17 protein-coding genes are annotated in these 20003 nt (G+C 72.3%); 2 read left to right on the plus strand and 15 right to left on the minus strand.

What is annotated here, in order from left to right; translation table 11 throughout:
- Positions 1 to 25 precede the first annotated feature (25 nt).
- Both IEZ15_RS32110 and IEZ15_RS32115 read left to right on the plus strand, forming a co-directional pair.
- Entirely contained in the window at positions 26 to 397 is a 372-nt protein-coding gene (locus IEZ15_RS32110; RefSeq protein WP_189280496.1) for a hypothetical protein, read from the plus strand.
- Between the two features lie 3 nt (positions 398 to 400).
- Entirely contained in the window at positions 401 to 991 is a 591-nt protein-coding gene (locus tag IEZ15_RS32115; protein ID WP_114242385.1) for a hypothetical protein, read from the plus strand.
- Between the two features lie 16 nt (positions 992 to 1007).
- Here the strand turns inward: IEZ15_RS32115 and IEZ15_RS32120 are convergent, their stop codons facing one another.
- The 15 genes from IEZ15_RS32120 to IEZ15_RS32190 all read right to left on the minus strand — a co-directional run bounded on the left by IEZ15_RS32120 (position 1008) and on the right by IEZ15_RS32190 (position 20002).
- Positions 1008 to 2378 (minus strand): DUF6519 domain-containing protein, encoded by a 1371-nt coding sequence (locus tag IEZ15_RS32120; RefSeq protein ID WP_189280497.1) that lies wholly within the window; start codon positions 2376 to 2378, stop codon positions 1008 to 1010.
- 70 nt (positions 2379 to 2448) lie between these two features.
- The gene (locus tag IEZ15_RS32125) at positions 2449 to 4593 is read right to left on the minus strand and encodes a hypothetical protein (protein WP_189280498.1); all 2145 of its coding nucleotides are present in this window, start codon (positions 4591 to 4593) and stop codon (positions 2449 to 2451) included.
- Positions 4590 to 7787, minus strand: coding sequence for a putative baseplate assembly protein (locus IEZ15_RS32130; RefSeq protein ID WP_189280499.1), 3198 nt, complete (start codon positions 7785 to 7787; stop codon positions 4590 to 4592). The genes IEZ15_RS32125 and IEZ15_RS32130 overlap by 4 nt, the downstream gene beginning before the upstream one ends.
- The gene (locus tag IEZ15_RS32135; RefSeq protein ID WP_189280500.1) at positions 7784 to 10576 is read right to left on the minus strand and encodes a putative baseplate assembly protein; all 2793 of its coding nucleotides are present in this window, start codon (positions 10574 to 10576) and stop codon (positions 7784 to 7786) included. The genes IEZ15_RS32130 and IEZ15_RS32135 overlap by 4 nt, the downstream gene beginning before the upstream one ends.
- A complete protein-coding gene (locus tag IEZ15_RS32140) occupies positions 10573 to 10935 on the minus strand; it encodes a GPW/gp25 family protein (protein WP_114248745.1) in 363 nt (120 codons plus the stop codon). Before IEZ15_RS32140 ends, IEZ15_RS32135 begins: the two co-directional genes overlap by 4 nt.
- Positions 10936 to 10940: 5 nt before the next feature.
- Positions 10941 to 11294 carry a hypothetical protein gene (locus tag IEZ15_RS32145; protein ID WP_114242380.1) on the minus strand — a complete coding sequence of 118 codons (354 nt, stop codon included), beginning with the start codon at positions 11292 to 11294 and terminating at the stop codon, positions 10941 to 10943.
- A 7-nt stretch (positions 11295 to 11301) separates the two neighbouring features.
- On the minus strand, positions 11302 to 11829 hold the full coding sequence (locus tag IEZ15_RS32150; protein WP_157986959.1) for a phage baseplate assembly protein V: 528 nt from the start codon (positions 11827 to 11829) through the stop codon (positions 11302 to 11304).
- Positions 11826 to 12944 carry a hypothetical protein gene (locus tag IEZ15_RS32155; RefSeq protein WP_189280501.1) on the minus strand — a complete coding sequence of 373 codons (1119 nt, stop codon included), beginning with the start codon at positions 12942 to 12944 and terminating at the stop codon, positions 11826 to 11828. The genes IEZ15_RS32150 and IEZ15_RS32155 overlap by 4 nt, the downstream gene beginning before the upstream one ends.
- Positions 12944 to 13270, minus strand: a complete 327-nt coding sequence (locus tag IEZ15_RS32160) for a LysM peptidoglycan-binding domain-containing protein (protein WP_189280502.1) — start codon at positions 13268 to 13270, stop codon at positions 12944 to 12946. Before IEZ15_RS32160 ends, IEZ15_RS32155 begins: the two co-directional genes overlap by 1 nt.
- 31 nt (positions 13271 to 13301) lie before the next feature.
- On the minus strand, positions 13302 to 13943 hold the full coding sequence (locus IEZ15_RS32165) for a hypothetical protein (protein ID WP_189280503.1): 642 nt from the start codon (positions 13941 to 13943) through the stop codon (positions 13302 to 13304).
- On the minus strand, positions 13940 to 14221 hold the full coding sequence (locus tag IEZ15_RS32170) for a hypothetical protein (RefSeq protein WP_157986958.1): 282 nt from the start codon (positions 14219 to 14221) through the stop codon (positions 13940 to 13942). Before IEZ15_RS32170 ends, IEZ15_RS32165 begins: the two co-directional genes overlap by 4 nt.
- Positions 14218 to 15414 carry a Pvc16 family protein gene (locus IEZ15_RS32175; protein ID WP_189280504.1) on the minus strand — a complete coding sequence of 399 codons (1197 nt, stop codon included), beginning with the start codon at positions 15412 to 15414 and terminating at the stop codon, positions 14218 to 14220. The genes IEZ15_RS32170 and IEZ15_RS32175 overlap by 4 nt, the downstream gene beginning before the upstream one ends.
- A 1477-nt stretch (positions 15415 to 16891) precedes the next feature.
- Positions 16892 to 17623 (minus strand): hypothetical protein, encoded by a 732-nt coding sequence (locus IEZ15_RS32180; RefSeq protein WP_189280505.1) that lies wholly within the window; start codon positions 17621 to 17623, stop codon positions 16892 to 16894.
- Positions 17624 to 17627: 4 nt separating this feature from the next.
- Positions 17628 to 18149 carry a phage tail protein gene (locus IEZ15_RS32185; protein ID WP_189280506.1) on the minus strand — a complete coding sequence of 174 codons (522 nt, stop codon included), beginning with the start codon at positions 18147 to 18149 and terminating at the stop codon, positions 17628 to 17630.
- Between the two features lie 11 nt (positions 18150 to 18160).
- Complete coding sequence (locus IEZ15_RS32190) at positions 18161 to 20002, minus strand: phage tail sheath family protein (protein WP_189280507.1); 1842 nt, start codon at positions 20000 to 20002, stop codon at positions 18161 to 18163.
- Position 20003: the final 1 nt, after the last annotated feature.

Here is a 20003-nt window from a genome sequence, read left to right on the forward strand (position 1 = left end):
CGGGAGAAGGACAGGAATGAGCGGCATGACAGCGACCAGGCTCGACGTCTGCTGCGTCCACGCGTCGACCGCTACCGACGTATCCGCGAGCGAGGCGGTGGCCGCGCTCGCGGGCACGATCCCCTTGAGCAGCCTCGGGACGTCCTTGCAGGGCTTCTGGCCGGGCAACGGCTCGAAGGGGACGATCGGATCCGGCCCGACCCAGCCGCTGGGGGTGACCGCGCCGGTCGACTTCGTCCAGAACCTGTCCCTGCGGGACCACGACGACGTGGGCAGTGACGACGTGTTGGGCTCGATCCGTATCGAGGAGTCGGAACGTGGGCCGGGTCCCATCGCCAAGCCCGCCCCGTCGCCCGTCGAGGGTTCGGTCCACTACGTCGCCTACCGGATGGAATAGACCATGGACGGCGCCTGGAAGTGCAATTACTGCGGCACCGTAGCGCCGCCCGATGCACAGCAGTGTTCTTGCTGCGGTGCCTGGATCCCGCCGTACGGCGAGGACGACGATCAGAGCCCACAACGGCCCCGCATCCCTCAGCGTCCACTGGTCCCGCCGCGCCGGTTCGAGGACGAGCCACCCCGGCACACGGACGGTCCCACACTCCCCGTCGGCACCCTCCAGGGCAAAGGGACGGTCGAGGGCGCGGCACGGAACGTGCAACTGCGCACCGAGGTGAGCGGGAATTCCAGCAACACCACCACGACGATCGTGTGCAACTTCTGCGTGGAGGTACGCAACCGCGAGGGCCGTCCGGTACGGCTGGTCCCCGTCGAGATGCGCGGCCACTCCTTCGAGGGCGCCGTCAACGAAGGGGACTGGGTGCGCGCCCAGGGCCAGGTCAAACGCGGCACGTTGCGGGTCAAGCGGCTGCACAACCTGACGACCGGCGCCGAGGTCTCGACCCGGAGCACGCCCGTGGCCGTGATCATTGTTGCCGTCCTGCTCTTCGCCGGGTGGATGGTGTACGTCATCGGGTTCGCAGGGCGCTGACGCCTCGCAGCGCTGCCTACCGGCGATGGGGAAAGGGCACTCGGAGATCCACCAGCTGGAATTCGTCGCCACCCTGCGGGTCGACGAACGCGAGGGGGGCGTAGTGGTAGGGGACGCCATGCGGGCGGCGCCGCAGCGGCTGTCCCTGGCGGCCGCGGGGCCATTCGATGTCGCTCGTGAGCACCCTGGCCGGGATGAGCCAGTAGTCGCCCCTTCGGTAGACGCGGGGCGATTCCTGGCTCGGTTCGAACCAGATCTCGACGCCGTCCTCGATCCGCAGCCACTCCCCTTCCCGTACGGGAAGGCCAAATTCACCCCCCGAGTATCCGCCCTCCCGGCCGCTCGTGTCGTGATCCCAGCGGCGCAGGAACGGACGATGTGCTGCCACCCGGCCGACGTTCGGCTGGTACGGATCGTCTGCGGGGTCGCCGTCCAGCTCGACCCGAAACCCGGCGTAGTCGATCCCTGTGACGGTGTACAGCCGGCTGCAGTCCTCGTCGTGCCGGTCCGACGCCCCGCGGCATACCGTGGCGTCGTCGACGAGTTCCACCACGTCGCCCGTGTCCACGCCGAGCTTGTCGTCCCGGCCGAGCGTCTCCAGCTCGACCGAGACACCGGAGACGGCCCGGACGGGCAGGATCACGGAGCCGTTCTCCCGGGACCACTTGAACGTCGCCGTCTCCGCGGTACCGCCCCGGTGCACCTCCACCCGGTACAACTGGTTCTCGGGGCCCCGGTAACCGGAGGACGGGGGCAGCTCACTGGGCGAGGCGTTCTCCTCGGGGCGCCGGGTCTGTGCCGCGAGCAGGCAGCGGGGCTCGAAGTCCTGGCGGATGCGGTCCCGCAGGAAGCGTGAGGCATTGCGCATGTCGGGCACGAACGAACCGGGGGCCAGCGGGAGCCGGCATACCTGCCAGACCACACGGGAGCGTGCGGTCGTGTCCGGGGCGGCCGGGCCGAGGGCCACCTCGCGGATCCAGGGTGCCTCCCACGCGGTGACCAGGCGCTCCCAGACACGCAGGTACACCAGGAAGGGCCCGGGGGGCAGCAGGTCGCTCTCGCGCTCGGGGTCGAGGTGGCCGTCGGGCTGCTCCCAGTAGTCGATGCCGTCGCACTCGCACAGAATGCCGTCGACGTACATGCGTCCCGCGGTCACGGTGAACGTCTGTCCGTCGAATCCGTCTACCCCGAATCCGCCGATGCCGTCCTCCTCGGGCGGGTACGCGGCGGGCCCCAGGAGGTCGGCGGCCAGAGTCCGCACGTAGTGCAGGAGGATCGCCGTCTGCTCGTTGATCTCGGCATCGAGCTGGACCCGGCCCTGCTGGGACAGCACGGCGGAGAAACGCCGAGCGGGATCGAAGATGACGCGGGAGAAGTCGCCGTGCATGGGTGTGCTTCCTGCCTGGGCCGAGGGCCGACGGTGAGGGGGTGGGGGCGGGGGAGTCCTGCGCGGGGGCTCAGGTGACGAAGAAGAGTCCCGTGTCACATCCGGCAGGTGTGTACTCGGTCAGCCGGGTACGGAGGTTGTCCTCCCGCTGCGGCTGGAAGAGGTGGTGCAGCGCGCCGGGTTCCGAGCCGTTGTCGCCGCCGCGGCGGATCTCCTCGGCGCAGCGGTCGGCCAGCCGGACGTAGTCGGGGGAGCCGTACCGGGTGGATGCGAAGTGCGGCACCACTCGCGCCCGGTCGCCGGAGTGGTCGGGTTCGCAGTGGAACCGGGGCGGGGTGGGGGAGTCCTGAGGCAGCCAGCAGAACCGCACGGAGCCCTGGTCGCGCCGGTCGATGCTCACCTCTCCGTACAGCAGGCAGTTCTCCAGCAGTTCCACGGCCCGGGCGCGTACGGATCCGATGACGGTGGTGCGCCGGGCCGTGAGCAGGACGTCTGCGTGGCCGTCGTCCGGGCCGCCGAGCGCCGACGCCTCGCGTAGCGTCGCGTCCAGCACGCTGTCGCACAGTTCGACACGGTTGGGCTCCGTCGCATCGTGGCGCGCGACCACCAGGATGGCGCCGAGGACGCTGTGGTGGACCTCGGTTCGGACCGGGCTGTCGGAGATGTCCAGGCTGGGTGCTCCGGGCGCCAGGGGCGTGCCCCGGGCCTCGAGTTCCCAGCCCGGTACGAACGTGCAGTGCCGGACGACGAGACGGTCCAAGCCGCCCCGCACCCGTACGCTGCCGCCCGTCACCACAAGCCCGTCGAGAACGATCCGAGCCGTGACCTCGGAGCGGCACCCGCTTGCGGTACCGGTGATCGTCAGGGCGCGCGGCCCGTCACCGCCGCGCCGGCCGGTCAGCCGGATGACAGGGCGGACGCCGTCCGCGGCGCGCAGGGTGAGGCGGTCTCCCGGGTCGAGGCGGATGTCGGTCAGATCCTCGTACACCTCGTTGGCGGTGATCTCCACGACCGCCTCCGCCTTGCCCGGGTGCCCCCGCTTCTCCTCGCGCCAGCGCCCGAGCGCGTCGGCGATGCTGTGGTGGTCCTCGCCGGGGCCCACCCGGTAACGCTCCGCCGCGCCGGCCGTCGCGGGTTCGGGACGGGGGTACTCGCCGCCGCCGAGGTCGCCGGAGAAGGCGTGGTGGTACGTCACTCGGACGTCGTGCGCGGGGGCGGTGCCCGGCGGGAGCACGAGGCGGCCGAGGACGGGGTCGACGGCGACCTGACCGGCATCGGGGCGGTACTGCCAGTCGGAGAGGTCCGCGACGACGATCCGCCCCAGGGGCACCACGGAGTCCTCGGCGTCGGGGCCGGTCCACACGCACAGGCTCTTGCCGGGCCCGTAGTAGTCGTAGAGCCGTTCCGCCAGGGCCCGGCGGCCGATGGGTTCCGGTACGTTCGTCTCGTCCGCGACGTGGTAGCTCGACGGTTCGGGCACCGGGGCGGTGAACAGGGGCGTGTCGATGGCGAGCACGTTGAAGGTGTAGCAGGCTCGGTCGCGGTCCAGACAGTATGCGGGGGCTCGTGTCACGGAGTACGTGCGCAGCCGCCACAGGTGCAGGCCGACGGACTGGATGCCGTACCGGCCGGGGCGGCGCGTGGAGCCGGCGCGCGGTACCTCCACGGTGCGGGCCAGCTCATCGAACGGGCCGCCCAGACGGTCCAGGGTCCCGGCGCGGCGCACGTCCACCAGTCCGCCGCGCGCCGACCTGCGGCGCGCGTTGTGGCCGTCGGAGGTATAGCGGCGTACGGGCTGGGTGACGCAGAGCAGACGGCGGTACTCGACGACCCGGGCGGGCCACCCGGCCACGTCCGACGCGAGGTCTTCCAGCAGCGCGAGGGTGCCCTTGCGGCGCCGGTTGACGACGGTGTCGGCGACGTCCCGCCGGGGAACGGCGGCGGAGGGCAGCCCGGTGGCCCGGGAGGTGTCGTCGGACAGGGCGGCGGCGAACCCGGGCAGGATCTCGTACCCGACGAGGTCGCCGATGTAGGGCACCACCCAGTCGTCGCAGGTTTCGATGAACCAGTTGTCATAGAGCCGCTCGATGTCCTCCTGGACGACGGCTGCCTGCTCGGCGACGATCGTGAGCAGCGCGCGCAGCGGGCCGCCCTGTTCCGCGTCACGTCTGCGGTGTACGGCGGGCAGCAGCGAGTACAGCTCGTCGGGGGTCATGGAATCCTCCGCAGGATCAGGGTCCCGGGCACGGCCGGGTCCAACAGGACCAGCTGGGCGGGGCGCAGGACCAGGCGCGGCGCGGCTGCGGCGGCCCTCTCCCGCGGGCCCTCGGCGACCCTGCGGTCGAGCAGAGCCGTCGGGGCCTGCGAGGCATCGACGGCGGTGGCCGGCTCCGGGGGCCGGGTCCCCGCTGTGCCGCCAGAGAGCGAGGGGGCCCGCACCGTGCGCAGGCCGGCGGGCAGCGCGGGGACGCAGGAGACCACGGAGGGATGTTCGGCGAACCGCACGACGTCGTCCGCGTCGGCGCTCTCGGATACGCCCCCGAAGGCGTCCACATGAACGAAGTCGACGCCGGGAACCGCGTGCGCGGCGGCGACGACGGCGCTCAGGTACACGGGCTGGCCCAGGTGCGCCCCCGAGAAGCCCAGGCGGTCGGCCAGCGCCTCGCGCACCTGCCGTTCCACCTTCTCCGGAAGGTGACCGGGGACCGTTCGGACGCCGAGCACAAGCACCAGTCGTACGCGGTCGCAGGGTTCGACCCGCACGGGCATGGTGGGGTCGCCGTACTGGCGCAGTGCCGTGCCCAGCGCGGCCAGGAGGGGTGAGGAGGGGGCCAGCGGAGCGTCGTCGGCGGCGGCGACGGTGACGTGCAGGACCGGGCGGTTCCCGTCCAGGCAGCGGCTTGCCACGGCCTTGCCGACGCCCGCGAAGGCGCGGGCGAAGGACTGGTAGTCGCGCACCGACACGAGCCGGTCGAAGGCGGCCAGCCGCAGGGGGATCGCCTGGCGCATCTCCGCCGGGCCGTCGGCGTCGGCTCCGCCACTCGCGGCCAGCGGGTTGGTGACACCGCTGACGCCGAGCGGCCTGCTCACGACCTGGCTGATCCGCCCGGCCGCGACGTTGCCGGCGCGTCCGCCGCCGATGCGGTAGCGGGCGGTGACGTTCTCCGTGCCGGAGGGCAGGCGGGCGCCGTGCCGGCCGTCACCGAACTCCACCGCCGCCCTTGTGCCGGCGCCCGCGCGCAGCCGGAACACCTGGGCAGCCGGGCCCGCCCGGCCCAGGTCGGCGGTCCGCCGCCACGCCACGTCGTCGACGCGGACGGTGAGTGCCTCCTCACCGCCGTCGGTGGTCGCCGACGGCAGCCAGACGAGCGGAGCCTGCCGCAGGGGCAGCACTTGGCCCGCACGGGAGGCGTCACCGCTGCCGAGGACCTCGGCCACGGTCTCGCCCGCGGTCGCCGGGACGACGTTGCCGTGGACGACGACCGTGTCCCGCCGGTAGCGGTGCGTGAGCGGGCCGGTCAGCAGCAGCGTCGTACGCACCCGGTCGTCGAAGGACGTCCCGTCGAAGGCATGGCGTACGCCCGCGAGGACGACGAGTTCGCAGCCCCGGACACCCGGGCCGCGACCGGTGCCCGCCCCGTCCCAGGGCACGACGTCCGTGCGCTCCCCCGAGACGACGAGCAGCCGTCCGGGAGCCAGTCCCTCGAACGTTCCGTCCAGGGGGATCGTGTCGCCCGCCACCTCTGTGGGGTTGGGCGAGGCGGCGAGAACGAGCGGCGCGCCCGCTGCCCACACGGTGGTGGCCCGCCGGACGGCCATGTCCTCGCAGTCCTCGGTCCATGGCCCGGCGAGGTTCAGCCGCGTCACGCGCACGGCATCCTGGTCGTTGGCGACGGACAACTGCCCGGCCTCGGTGACCCGGACGACGCGGGTTCGCGCGCGGCCCGCCACCCGCACCGCGATCCAGCTGCCGGGCTGGATCTCCTCGTGCACCGCGTCCAGCAGCAGAACGTCGCTCGCGAGCGGGCCGCCTCCCTCCGGCCGGGACGGTGCCGCCGCACGCAGCAGCCGTTTCACACGGGTGTCGTCGGGGAGGGAGGAGCCCAGTGGGGTGGCGGTGACGCGGAAATGCCCCAGGCCCGGCGCGGTGGCCGGGGGGCAGACGGCGGACAGCGCCGCATAGAGTGACGCGGTGAGGCCGGGCCGGTTCCCCGCCAGCAGGCGGGGCAGGGCATCGGATCCGGCGCCCAGGGCGTCGGTGACCGAGAGCGGTGTCCGTGCCGGCTGTTCGCCCTGGCCGAGTGCGTGCACCAGCGGATCGACCGCGTGCAGGACCCGGCCGCCGGGGCTTGTGAGGTCCCGCAGCAGCGCGGGCCCACCGGCCGACGCCGCCCGTTCGGGCTCCTCGCCAAGGCGCCGGACCGCATCCTGGACGGTCGCGAGCCGTACGGCGGCCCGCTCGGCCAGCGCATCGGCGTCCACGCCCCCGCCGATGTCGGAGAGGCGCTCGCGCAGTTGGCGCAGTCTGCGGTCGAGCCGGGCCGCGAACGTGTCCGGGTCGCGCAGGTCCGCGGCGCGCTGCTGTACCTCCCGCAGCAGCGCCAGCAGGTCCTCGAACGGGCCCCCGGACGGCGCTCGGTGCGCGGCTTCCTCCATGTCTTCCCGCAGCGCGTCCACCGCGTTGACCAGCTGCCGGGGAGGGGCCGGCACTCTCAGCCGCACGGTGGTCCGCCCTCGTGCGGGGTCGCGCTCCACGCCCTCCACCACGCGCGTGAGGTTCAGGCGGGCGTCGGGATAGGTGAACAGCAGACGGTCACCGGGGCGCAGCGTGTGCTGGACCCCGTCGACGTCGACGGCGGGGATGCGGGTCGCGGCGTCGGCCGTGAGGGCGGTCGGGCGGGTGGTGCGCACGGGCAGCCGGTTCCATTCCGCCCTGGCGGCGAGATCCTTGGCGGTCTCGAAGACGAGGGGCACAGCGCCCGGTCCGGGCTCGCTCCTGACCTGCGAGCCGGCCGGTACGAGGCAGGAGGTCCCGGCGTCCAGGGTGTAGGCGAGGTGGGTGGCGGCCGCGAGCGCGGGGCGCGGCCGGTGGCCGACCAGCCGCCCGAGCCGGACCAGAGACTCGTGCTCGGTCGCGGTGCGCAGGAATCCCTCGTTGGCAGTGCGCTCCTGATAGAAGGTCAGCACGTCGGCGATGACGGCCCAGGCGTCGAGCAGGGCGATCGACGGGTCGTCCGGCTCCCGCGTGGTCAGCCGTGCCGGGGGCGACTTGTCGCCGGCCGCGGGCAGCCGGGCCAGCATCGCGTCGAGGAACTGCCGGTGGCTGCCCACGCGGTAGGACAGCGCGGGCAGACCGGGCCGGTTCCACACGGGTGCCGGCCCCTGCGGGCCGGAGGAGAAGTCGGTCATCGTCCTCCTCGCAGACGCAGGGTCAGCCATCCGTTCTCGGGGTGGGTGACGTCGCCGTCGAGCCGCGGGATCTCCAGCGGGCGCATTCTCAACTCCCCGGAGGGCGGCACGTCCGGGCCCTCGCCCCCCGGGCCGGAGGCGGGCCACCTGCGCAGCCGGGTGACCTCGGCGTGCCGCACTCCGGGAACCCCCATGCACAGGGCCACCAGGACACTGGACCGCACCGGGGTGCCGAAGGTCAGTGCCGCCGGGTCGAAGAACCCCGCCTTGCCGCCGGGCCGGCGTGCGGGCAGGAAGCGGCGCATCAGGGCCTCACGCACATGGGCGGTGACGTAGTGCGGGTCGACGAGCACGTTCAGGGCCACGTCGAGCGGCACCAGCAGGGCGGGGTGGGTGACGACATCGTGGCCGATGCGCCGGTAGCGGTGCAGCGCGGCGCGCACCTCCTGCAGCAGCCGCGGCGACGGCACGGAGGTGCCGGCCGGGTCGAGGGCCACGTCGGCCTCGTACCAGCTGCCGGTCCAGCGCAGGCAGGCGGCGGCGCGCTGCACGCCGGGTTGGTTCCCGGCGAGGGTGGCGTAGTCCTCGGCGGTAACGGCGCGCAGGAGCGTGCGGAAGGGGGCATGGGGGGCGGCCAGCCGCACCTCGGCCACCGGCTCGGGGTCGGTGCCGCCGGTCGCCGGTACCGGGTTGCGCACCCGCGTGATGCCGATCAGATCTCCGTCGCGGTGGGCGATCCGGTTGACGGCCTCGCTGCCCGCGTTGCCCGAGCGGCCGTTGCCCACGCGGTAGACGGCGTGCAGCCTGGTTCCCGGCTGTGGAGCCTGTCCGCACCGGTCGTCGCCGAAGCGGAGGGTGAGCACGCCCTCGTCGTCGGTCTCGCCCACCATATGGCGGTCGCGGGGGCCGCTTTCCAGGAGGTCCCGGCGAGGGATCCATTGCACGCCGGAGTCCGCCGCCTCCACCAGGTGCAGCGCGGGCAGAGCCTCGCGAGGGTCGGGGCGCAGGGCGTTGCTTGCCGGGCCGTGCAGGGCGGGGTTGTCGCTGCCCAGCTCGTGCGCGGCTTCGTCGCCCCATGTGTGCCTGAGTTCCCAGCCTGTGTCCGCAGGGTCGAGCACGTATCCGGACCGGGCACGCCGTGCGAGAGTCTCGAGGCGGCGCAGTCGGGCTTCGAGGAACTCGTCGAAGCGGGCGAGGAGTCGGGCGACGGTGTCCTGGAGATCGGCGGAGGGGTCGTCGAGGAGGGAGGCCCTGAACAGCTCTGTGAGGAAGTCGCGTTCGTGCCGACTCTGCGCGGTCACCCCTTGGTGGAGATCGCGCAGGCGGTCGCGTGCCCGGGTCGCGAGGGCCATGAGCTGCCGTGCCTGTGCTGCGCCCAGGTCGGCCGCGCGGGGGTGCGGCGGGGACCAGGTGACGGGGGTGCCGCGCAGTGTCGCCGTGAAGGGCCGGGGCGGCGTGGCGGTGTGCGCCCCGGTCGTCGCCCCTGGCACCTCGATGATCTCGTCGGCGTCACCACCGGGCAGCCAGGTGTTCTCCAGGCCGTGCTCGACGAGGAGGGCGTTGCCGCGGGCCACGACGGTCGCGCTCGGCCGCCCGTCGGGTCCGCGTGGGTTGCGCACGCACAGCGGGAAGGCGAGGGAGTCCTCGTCGGCCCAGGCGATCTTCAGGACCGGAGTGCCGGTGTTTGCGTCGAAGTCCCGAGTTGCGCGGGTGAGCCGGACGGCCTGCCGGTGGCCGGGGTCGGGCGCGCTGTCGAAGGGGCCCGCCATCTCCTCCAGGACGAGCAGGTCGCCGGGCGCGAAGTGCAGTGCGCGATGTTCGCCGTTCCCGTCGAGGAGGGCGGCCCGGGTGGTGCCGGCGGGCAGCCAGAACGTGTCCTGCCCCCAGGCCCACAGAGGTACGCTGTTGTGCTCGGGACGCAGCCGCATCCTGCCTTGCTCCAGCGGCTGGTAGACGGGATGTGGGCCCGCAGTGAGGGCCTCACGTGACATCACCGGGCCGCTCGCCTGCGGGAGTTCGTCTCCCGGCAGAGCCGTGAACGCCAGGTCGCCGGTCCGCACGGTCCGTTCCGCGTCGGTCTCCACGCAGACGACGGTGCGGGCCGCACAGCCGTCGTGCATCGGGTAGCCGACGAGGCGTGCGTGGCGTCGCACGGAAGTACGCAGCCGTGCGGTGTCCAGGTACGCCTCGGTGGCCACGGCGTCCTGCTGATAGCTGAGCCGGTCCCCGATGTGGGCCAGGAGCTCCACCAGGGTGACCCAGAGGTCGGGCGCGTGCCGCTCGGTCCACTGCGGCAGGGTGAGTGCCAGCCGCTCCAGCAGCAGGCGGCGGAAACTGGCGTAGTCCTTGGCCAGGTAGTCGATCGCCGGTGCGGTACGGGCGGGCGGCCCGCTCGCGGGGGCCGGTGCGGTGGCGGTCGTGTCGTGCGAAGGGCGGCGGACAGTGGGGTGAAAGGTGAAGCGGGCCTGGTCGTGGCCGCCGTGGAAGCCCCGCCCCAGCACCCGCAGCCGGTAGGCGGAGTCGTCGCCCGGCCGGTCCAGGGTCAGCCGGAGCCGGGTCGCCGTGCCGCCGTCCGTTTCCCCGACAGTGTCGCGGGTGACCCGCAGGACGCGGATGCCGACGATCCGCCGTCCGCCCTCGATCACGAAACTGTGGCGGTCCACGCCCGGCGGGAGCACGCCGAAGAATGTCACGGTAAGTGTCCGCCGGTCCGCGTGCGCCCGCACATCCTCGATACCGGCCGGTCTTCTCTCACGCAGGCCCTCGTCAGGGCCGTCCAGCACGGTCATGAAGGGACACCCCCGCTCACCGTGACGGCGTGGTTCTCCCCGGTGGCCGTGAGGAGGTAGGCGACGTGCACCCGCAGAGTCGCCTCTTCCGCCGTCACAGTGAGGGACTCCACCGTGAGCAGGTCGCCGAGCCAGCGTTGCAGGGCAGCCTGGGCGGTCATCTCCAGGGTCGCGGCGAGTTCGGGGCTGTTTCCGGCGAAGACCATGTCGAGGAGGTTGCACCCGAAGTCGGGCCGGTTGACCCGTTCTCCCGGGCTGGTGAAGAGAACCAGTTCGACCATGTCCCGGACATGGCTGACGTGGTCGACCGACGCCGTGCAGCCGCGGGCGTCGACACGGTAGGGGAAGCCGATGTCCATCGCGGTCACATCCCCCGGACTCTTGGCTGCACGGCCTGCACCATCGGGGGGTTGGGCGGCGGCGTACCCACGCCGATCGCCGGGGCGAGGCTGACGGGCGGGGTCGGCTGGAGGAGGACGGGCAGGCCTCCTACGAGCACCCGGGTGGAGGTGTGCAGCCAGGTGACGCTTGTGCAGGGCGGCGCCCCCGGCACGGTGGCCGGGAAGCCACAGCCGGCCACGAGGAAAACATCGGCGCTGGTGGCGACCGGGTTGGCCCCGACCCGGACGCGCTGCTGGACCGGCGCGGGGATGGTCACGAGGCCGGGCGGGTGGGCGCACATCATCAGGGCGCCGTAGTGAAGCAGCAGTCCGGGCATGGGTTCCTCACAGCACCGTCAGCGCATCGCGGTTGACGCGGACCTCGGGTCCGGAGAGTCGGATGGTGGCGAGTTCAGACCCGCAGGAGATCTCGATCGACGTCTCGTCGATCTTGATGAATGGGCCTTCCTCGCCGTGCAGTTGTAGCTTGATCCCGCCGTTGGGGCCCGGCACGTCGCTGATGACCAGGGCGTTTCCGGAAGGCGTGGCCAGGACGATCTGCGGGACGCCCGGCGGTGCGGACTTGGCGGCCGATGGTACGTCCCCCGGTCCGCCCCGCCGGAATCCGACGCACACCGCCCGCTCGGGGTCCCCGTCAAGGAACTGCACCCATACGCCGGAGTCCGGCGGCGGCACCACGTACATGCCGCAGTCCGAGCCGGCCAGCGGGGTGGGAGACGCGACCCACACGTGGGCGTCGCCCAGGACCTCGGGGACGCGCACCTTGAGCTTGCCGACGCGGGTCAGGTCCTCGGCGGAGACGACGACACCCTCGTACATGCCGTGCCACTGTCTCGCCTGTTCCGTTGTCATGCGGTCACCGCCTGGGTGTCGGCGCCGAGCCCGTCGCGGACCAGCGTGAATTGCTGCTTGTAGGTGTCCCGGGTGAGCTCGTGGGTCACACCGGCCACGAAGAAGCGCCCGTCGTACGCCCGTCCCGCCCCCCGCACGCCCACCAGGCCGTGGACGCTGAGGACATGGCCATAGCGCAGCACGTCGACGGTTCCACGGCCCGTGAGGGGGTCGGCGGCGACCTCGCGACCGAGTCCGGCCAGCAGGGTCCGGGTCAGGGAGCGGCCGGTCTGCCCGCTGAGCGGGGCGGCGCGCAGGGCCCGGGCGGGGCTAGCCGCCAGGCTTTCGCGCAGCAGGCGCGTCTCGGGCGCGGTGACCTCGCAGGCGGTCGTCGACGGGGGTTCGAGCCGCTGGGTGCTGTAATCGGCCGTGGCCAACCCGTCGAAGGAGAAGATCAGTTCGTCGACGTTGTCGGCCGCGCCGCAGCCCGTGGTGAGGGCCGGCTGCAGCGCTCCGGCGCGGTTCTGTGGCCCCCAGTAGGCGGTGCTGACCCCTGGGACGGGGCCGGGTTCGATGTGAAAGACGTGCCCGACGTCCGCGGCCATCGAGCGCAGGTAGGCGAGATCGGTCGCCGACTGGACCGGAATGTCGGTCACCGGATTCGGTTGGTCGGTGAGGACCGGGGCCACGGATCGCGGTGTGATGCCGTACTGCGCGTACGCGGCGCAGACCGTGCTCGCCCGCAGGTGCGGGGGCAGCCCCGGGTACGCGCGCCGGACGTGGCGCAGGTCCATGAGCAGGGAGAGGTCCTCGCCGGTGACGACGAGGAACGACGAGCCGGGAGCCCGGCCCGCATGCATCTCCTGCTGCGTGATTAATCCGTCCATGAGTACGTGACACCGGCCCGCCAGGACCACGGCGACCACGACCCGCTTCTTCGCGTAGAGCACCCCGTCCGGCATGACCGCCCCGGCCAGCTGCGAGCGGGCGCTGACGGCGAAGGTCAGCTGGAAGCCGCTGGTGGCACCGCTGGCGGTGGTGATCCGCACGCTGTGCAGGGCATCGACGAGCACCGCCGGGGCCGGAGCGGGCACGACGTCCCCGACGAGCAGCATGAGATGCAGGCTGTAGGTCATCACCGCGCCGGTTCGCCCGCGACGACCGCCGCCGACGCCTCGGCGGGCAGGGTGATGCGCAGCCGCCGGCCGGGCGCGGCGGTCAAGTCGTCCGGGCGCATGGCCCGGTTGGCATCGGCGATCCGCCACGACTGTTCGGGATCGCCGTACCGCCGGGCCGCGATCCGGTCGAGCCGGTCCCCGGCGACGACGACGTGCTCGCCGACGGCCATCAGTTCCTCGGGCCGGGGCAGGAAGCGGCGTCGCAGATGGCTGACGGTCCTGCCGTCCGTGAGGGTGTACGTCGTCGTGGGAATTGCGTGGTACCTGCTGCTGGGCTCGAACATCGCTGACTCCTCCGGCTTGGTGGTGCACGGTTCAACCGCCTGCGTAGCCGATGGCTTCGGGGCCGTATCCGACGAGTGACGCGAAGCGTTCCCTGCCCTGCAGGTACTGCAGGTAGAGGCCGCCTGCCTTGTGGCTGAAACCGACGTCGTCGACGGTGAGGATCCGCACCGTCAGCCTCACCTGCGCCCTGATCGGATTCAGTTCCCCGTCGTACGCCTCCTCCGTGACGCCGAGGTCCAGCATCCGCACGGGCAGGACCCGGTGCGGCCCGAGCACCAGCACGGGCAGCGCGGCCTGCGTGGGAGCGATCTCCAGGATGCCCTTGGCGGACAGGTCGTTCTGCTGGGTCAGTTGCGCACCCGTGGGACTGACGGCCGTCTCCAGCGCGGACAGCATCCCGAACAGCCCGGATCCGGCGGGTGGTGCCGGGCCGGCCGCCGAGGCCACCTGGTCCGTGGCGTCGAACTCCGCGTCGATCCGGAACGTCTCCCGGGGCGGCCCCTGCAACCGCAGCGCCTCCAGCCGGTCGCCGGCATCGGCCCCGATGCCCCGCGGCTGGAGCGTACGGACGATGCTGTCAGGGTTGTACTGGAATGGCACGACCCGCAGGGCACGTCCCTGCTCGGGGTCGAGGAAGACGAAGCCGCCCCGCCGCGGCGCTGGTCTGGTCATGACGTGTGGTCACCTGCCTTCGGTCGTGGCCCTGCCGTCTCCTCGGCACCCAGCGCCCGGTGGACGGCACGGGCGATGTGCAGGCCGAGTGCCGCGGCGCCGGAGTCCGCCGGTACGGCCGGACGGCCGGCCCGGCCACGGCTGCCGTCGGCGGGCGAGAGACCGAGCAGCACGGCGAGTTCCGCCTCGATGGCCACGCACAGCGCGGCCCGCGACGGCCTGGTGGTCGAGTCCAGCACCAGCCGGCGGATGCGCAGTTCGACACGGGTGGTCGTCATGTGATCACCACCGCCGCCCCGGCGTCGAACCGCTCGGCGCCCATGTCGGCCAACGGGCTGTCCACTCCGTCGACGCGCAGCCGCAGCGGATACCGGCCGGGCGCGCCCGCTGCCAGCCGGAACCGCAGGGTGCGGGTCGCCCGCGCGAAGGGCTCGGCGGGCACGGGCAGATCCCCCACGACCAGTTCGGCCTGCTGACCGGGGTGAACGGCGGGGACGCAGTCCACCGACAGCAGCACAGCCCCGTTCCCCTTCCGTGCGGCGGTCAACGGCAGCGCGCTGGTGATGCGCGGAGCGACATGGAGGGCCCGGGGCCCAGTGGTCCGTTCGCTGCCGTCGGCAGCGGTGAGGACGACGACCACGGACCAGCGGCCCGCGCCGTGGTCCTCGCCCAGGGTGGCCCGCACCGCGGCCTCCCCGTCGGCACGGGCCGGCAGCACGACCGGCGTCCCGAGCAACGGGTGGGTCAGGCGTACGCTCGGCGCTCCCGCGCGCAGGCCGCTGCCACTGAGCACGATGTCGGCGCCCGGCGCGGCGACGGACGGCAGGACGGCATGCAGGACCGGCCACGGTTCGGCCGTCGTCGCCGTGGCCTCGGGCCCGAGCCCGGTTTCGCCGCGCCGCAGGACCGGCAGGGGCGCCCGGCCGGGCACGGCGCTGTCGATGAGCACGACCCGCGCCTCGTAGGGCACCGACAACCGGTAGCCGTGGCCCAGGGCCGCCCACAGGCAGTACATCTCTTCGGCCGTCATCACCGCCGGGGTGACCCTCACCGGCTCCTGCTGCAGATGCAGATCACTGAAGTCCGCGGCAGCCCTGAGGGCGTCGGCGCGCAGTTCCGGCCGGTCGTGCAGAGCCGACATCGCCGCGCCGAGCAGCCGCTCGGGGACGGTGGAGTCCTCAGCGGGTGGCGCGTACCCGGTGAACAGGTAGTGCAGGACGAGCGGAAGCGCCGGGTGGCGGGTCTCACCGGGGTGCGTCCCCGGGGGGTCGGTGTTGCGCCAAGCGGCGTCGACGGTGGTGCGGTACAGGAAGACGTTGAGCGTGGGCGCCGTGCCTTCCTCGTCGGCAGCGGCTGCGCCACCGGGGTGCCGCACCGTCACCACCGCACCGGGCACCGCCCGCTGGACGGCTTCCTGCAGCACGGCCCGCAGTGTCTCCGTCACCGCGGCAAGGGCCAGGGCATCACTCACGACCGTCTCCCGAGGTACTCCTCGAGACTCAGCCGCGACCGCCGCTGTGGATCCGGAGTGTCGTTGGCGGGCTGGGAAGCCGTGGTGTGGACGACCAGACGATCGATGGTGACGCGTACGACGGTTTCCGCAGAGGGCTCCGTTGCGGTCGACACCTCTGGTGCCGGCCACGCCCGTGGTGCGGTGGGTCGGGCCGGCCGGGAGGCGAGGACGGGCCGGCCGGCAACCGGCCTCGTGGTACGGACAGGCAGCGCCGGGTCGAGTGGAGGGTTCGAGGGGGAACTCGAAAGGGAGTTCGCCTGCGTCGCGTCCGGGACGGTGACCGATCCGGACGCGGGCTGAGGAGGGGACGGTGACGGTTCGGCGCGGCTCGACGACGAGGCGGGCCCGGTCGGCACTGGTGCGAACGGGACGGACAACGCTTCGGGCGCCTCGTACGCCCCCAGGACGTCGGTGGATCCACCGAGGTCCCCTTCAACGCCGACTCCTCGAACACTGCCGCGCGCCCGCGCGGCGAGTTCCACCGTGTCAGGGACGCGGCTTCCGTGGGGGACGTCCTGCGTGCGATGCATCGGGGTGTCGGGGCGGCCCGGGCGAGTCGGGCGGCGTACGGGGCGCTCGTCAGCCGTACGCGCGCGGCCCTCGACCGCCGGGGCCGGTTCGCCTGGCACCGGACCGTCACTCATCGCGGGGACGCCCGCACCTGACCGTGCCTGCGGATGCCGCCCGGGCAGTGGCGTGCACGGTGCGGGTTCACCGGCGGCACGGGGCCGGTGAACCGGGAACGACGGGGAATCAGCAGAGTACCGTTCGGCCGCCCGCGTACGGTTCTCAGCCGAGGGTGCCTGGCCGTCCGGCGCAGGACCGTCACCGACCACGGCACCTGCACCGGACCGCTGCGGCTCCCGCGCGAGCGGGGACACGGCCGACCCATCGGATACTCCGACCCCTTGAACCGTACGACTACACGCCTCAACCGGCGGTACACCAGCGGCCTGCGCGCGACGGTCGACCTCCTGGGCGGCCGCATGAAGCGCGGTCTCCGACTTCGGCCCCGTTGGCACGGTCGGCAAGGTCGGCGCGATCGGCTCACCGAGCACCTCGGCCGGAGAGGCGGGAACGGGCGCGGACCAACCGGCAACGCCGTCGTCTTCCGCCCGGTTGGGCGAAGCGCGGAGGCCGGTGTGGTGCTCGGCCGGACGTGCCGGACCGAGCGGTGCCGTCGAGACCGGTTGTACGTCCTCCCCCTCGATGGGGGAGGGGCCGTGCGGGAACTCCGTGAACCCTGTCGGTGCCGGGTTCCCCGACGTCGGCGCCCCCGGACCGGGCGGAAGCGCGAGCGCCTCTCCCTGAACAGCGGGCGCGTAGGCCGGACTGCGACCACCCGGCAAGCGCGTCACACCCGGGTCGAACACGTTCGGCGCCAGCGGCCGAAGCCGCGGCCCAGGCCCCCCGAGCAGCCGCTCCACGAAGTCGCTCATCCGGTGCTCGCCTCCAGATAGAAGTGCCGACGTGTCGGGCTGATCGACAGCACATCGGCCTCCGACCAGCCGTAGGCCCGTGCCAGGGTGTGGACCTCATGCAGGAGCCTGTGTGCGTAGCCGGAAACGTCGGTCCACAGGTGGTCGGCGATGTCGAGGGCTGCCTCCCAACAGTGCCCGCACTGCGGGCAGTTCAGGGTGAGCACGGTGTCGGCTCCCGGGTCGAGGCCCGGGAGCCGCCGGGCCACCTGCTCGAGGACCTCGTCGGGCAGATCGTCGGCCGGTGGGCTGACGTCCACGACGCACCGGCGCAGCAGGGCCTGGCGTGCCCGGGGCGCGGTGGGGTCGACGTCCCGGACATCCCGGCCCGTCAGGGCGCGGTACGTGACTGTCATGCCGTATGCCGTCAGCGTCCCCGTAGCAGGCACGGCACCGCCTTCACCGGTGCCGCCGCCCGCCGCACCGGGACGCAACTCCCCGACGGCCACGGTGACGTCGAGGCTGTCGCCGCACGCCGGGCAGTCGGCCGTGCAGGGCAACGCGTCGCCGAAGGCGCCGCAACGTAGTTCCAGCAGAAGGGAGTTGACGGCGCTTAGGGGTAGATCCGCGACGCTCTGACCGGCTGGGGCCGCCACCGAGGCAAGCAGGAGAGAGCGGGCCGCCGGATTGCTGCCGAGGCCGTCCTCCCACACCTCGAGGACGTTCGCCTCCGTCAGTCGATGCGGCATGCCGTCACCCGGCGGTGTCGGTGAACTGCGGCTCCTGCGGCGGGTTGGTGTGTTCCCGCACCCAGCCGTGGTGCTCCAGCTTGATGTGTTCGAAGGCGACGGCATTCGACCCGGCGTCGAGTTCGGGAAGGCCCTGGTACTCCGAGACCCAGCAGTCGTGGACGGAGTAGGACAGCACCTGCTGGTTGCCCTCATCGAAGACGTCGATGATGAGGTCCCGCCGGAAGTCCTTCAGGGAGGTCTCGAGCCCGCCCGCCGAGTTCTTCAGGCTCCAGACCCTGTTGGCCCATTCCTCGAAGGCCGTGTCGACGGTGCATCCACGCTCCAGGGTAATGGCCTCGTACTCGGTGCGGCCTGGGAGTTTGCGGCTGGTGCCGGGGTCTCCGCCGTCGCGGTGCCGGATGACCTCGGTGGTGCGCTTGAGTCCGCTGACCCTGCTGATTCCGGCGATGTAGGCGGTCTCCCCGCTGAACTTCACCCGGAAGCGGAAGTTCTTGAAGGGGTCCCGGCGCGTGACTTCCGGCATCGGTCGTCCTCCTAGACCTGGATTTGTCCGGCGAGCTGCTGGATGTGGACGATCACGAACTCCGCGGGTTTGAGCGGGGCGAAGCCGACGTGGATGTTGACGATTCCGCGGTCGATGTCGTTCTGCGGGTTGGTGTCCTTGTCGCACTTGACCAGATAGGCCTCCTGAGCAGTCTGGCCCTGGAACGCACCCGCGCGGAACAGCGAGTTCATGAAGGCGCCGACGTTCAGCCGGACCGACGCCCACAGCGGCTCGTCATTGGGCTCGAACACCACCCACTGCGTGCCCCGGAACAGGCTTTCCTCGACGAAGAGGGCCAGTCGGCGCACCGGGAGGTACTTCCATTCGTCGGCGAGCCGGTCGGCCCCGCGCAGGGTGCGTGCTCCCCAGGCGACCGGGCCGGTGGCGGGCAGCCGCCGCAGGCAGTTGATGCCGACCGGGTTCAGGCGTCCGATCTCCAGGTCGGTCAGCGGCACTTCGAGGTCACTGACCCCGCTCAGCGAGGCATCCGTGCCGGCAGGGGCCTTCCACACCCCGCGCTGGACGTCGGTCCGGGCCAGGACGCCGGCCATGACCCCACACGGAGGAAAGGCCTGGAGGGCACCGCCGCGCAGGGGGTCGGGTGCGAGCACACGGGGGTAGTACACCGCGGCGTTCTTGCCGGAGTCGCCCATCTCGAGCTCCGCCGCGTTGTCCAGAACGGTGCCCACCACGTCGGCGTTGGAACCACCGCTCGCCCGCTGGCCGGTCCAGGAGGGCGGCGGGTCGACCAAGAGGATGGCCCGCCGTTCGAGGCACAGTGGAAGCGCCTCGTTCTGCAGGGCCTTCGCAGCGCCCGCGCTCTGCCCGTCGAGCCAGTGGGCGTCGGGCAGGCACAGCATGTTGAAGATGTCCGTCTTCAACAACTGGTACAGGCCCGTCTTCTCGGCTTTCTTGCCCAGGTACGTGTCCACGTCCTGGGGGCGTTCGTCCTCGTCGCCCGCGCGGGCGACGTTGTCGGCCGGGGCGTAGCAGAACGGCTGCGGCCCCTGTGTCCCGTCCTCGGCCTTGGCCGTGAACGGATCGGAACCGTCTTCCGGGCTCGTGTTGTCCTTTGGCAGCGCCTTGATGGGCGCGTCGGGGTCGATACGGACGAGTCGCGAGGAGCCCAGGAGGTGCGCGAGGTTGCGCGGGCTGTCCGGCTTGATGCTGACGTTGAGGTATCTCTCCTCGGCGCCGGTCTCCATGTCGCGGACTGTCAGATTGAACAGTTCGCGCCGTTGGTCCTGCGTGCCCTTGGGTTCGGAGGTGTCGTAGTCGACGCGGGCGCGCAGGTGCTGCGCCCACCGTCCCGGGGAGGCGGCGAGGAGGCCTGGGACCGCGGTGGAGCTCCTGCCCGAACGGCCGGAAGCCCCTGTCTTGGCGTCACCGCCCGTTCCGTTCCCGCCCCGTCCTTTGCTCTTGTCATCGGAGGCGGAGTCCTCCCCGGAGGTGTCGGAAGCGGAATCCTCTTCCGCGCTGCTCGCCGCCGCGGCGGGCGGAGGCGCCGATCGGGTGGGTTCTCTCGCAGGCGGGCTCGTCCCGAGGGGCAGGCGGACGGGATCTCCGTCCTTCACCACCCTGACGATCTCGGCCTCGCTGCCGCCATTCAGGTAGAACTGGTAGACCGCATAGCTCAGCGGGCAGTTCGCTTGCAGGCCGCCGAAGACGGCCTCGTAGTCGGCCCAGCCCGTGAGGTGCACGGGCCGGTCGACCGGGCCGCGGGGCGCGTAACCGACGAAGGCGGCGACCGAGGTCGGAACGCCCGTGATCGTCCTGACGGAACTCTTGACCTCATTGATGTAGACGCCCGGATAGGTGACGTTCACCGGCATG

The organism is Streptomyces atratus (assembly GCF_014648655.1).
GTDB classification, from domain to species: Bacteria; Actinomycetota; Actinomycetes; order Streptomycetales; family Streptomycetaceae; genus Streptomyces; species Streptomyces atratus.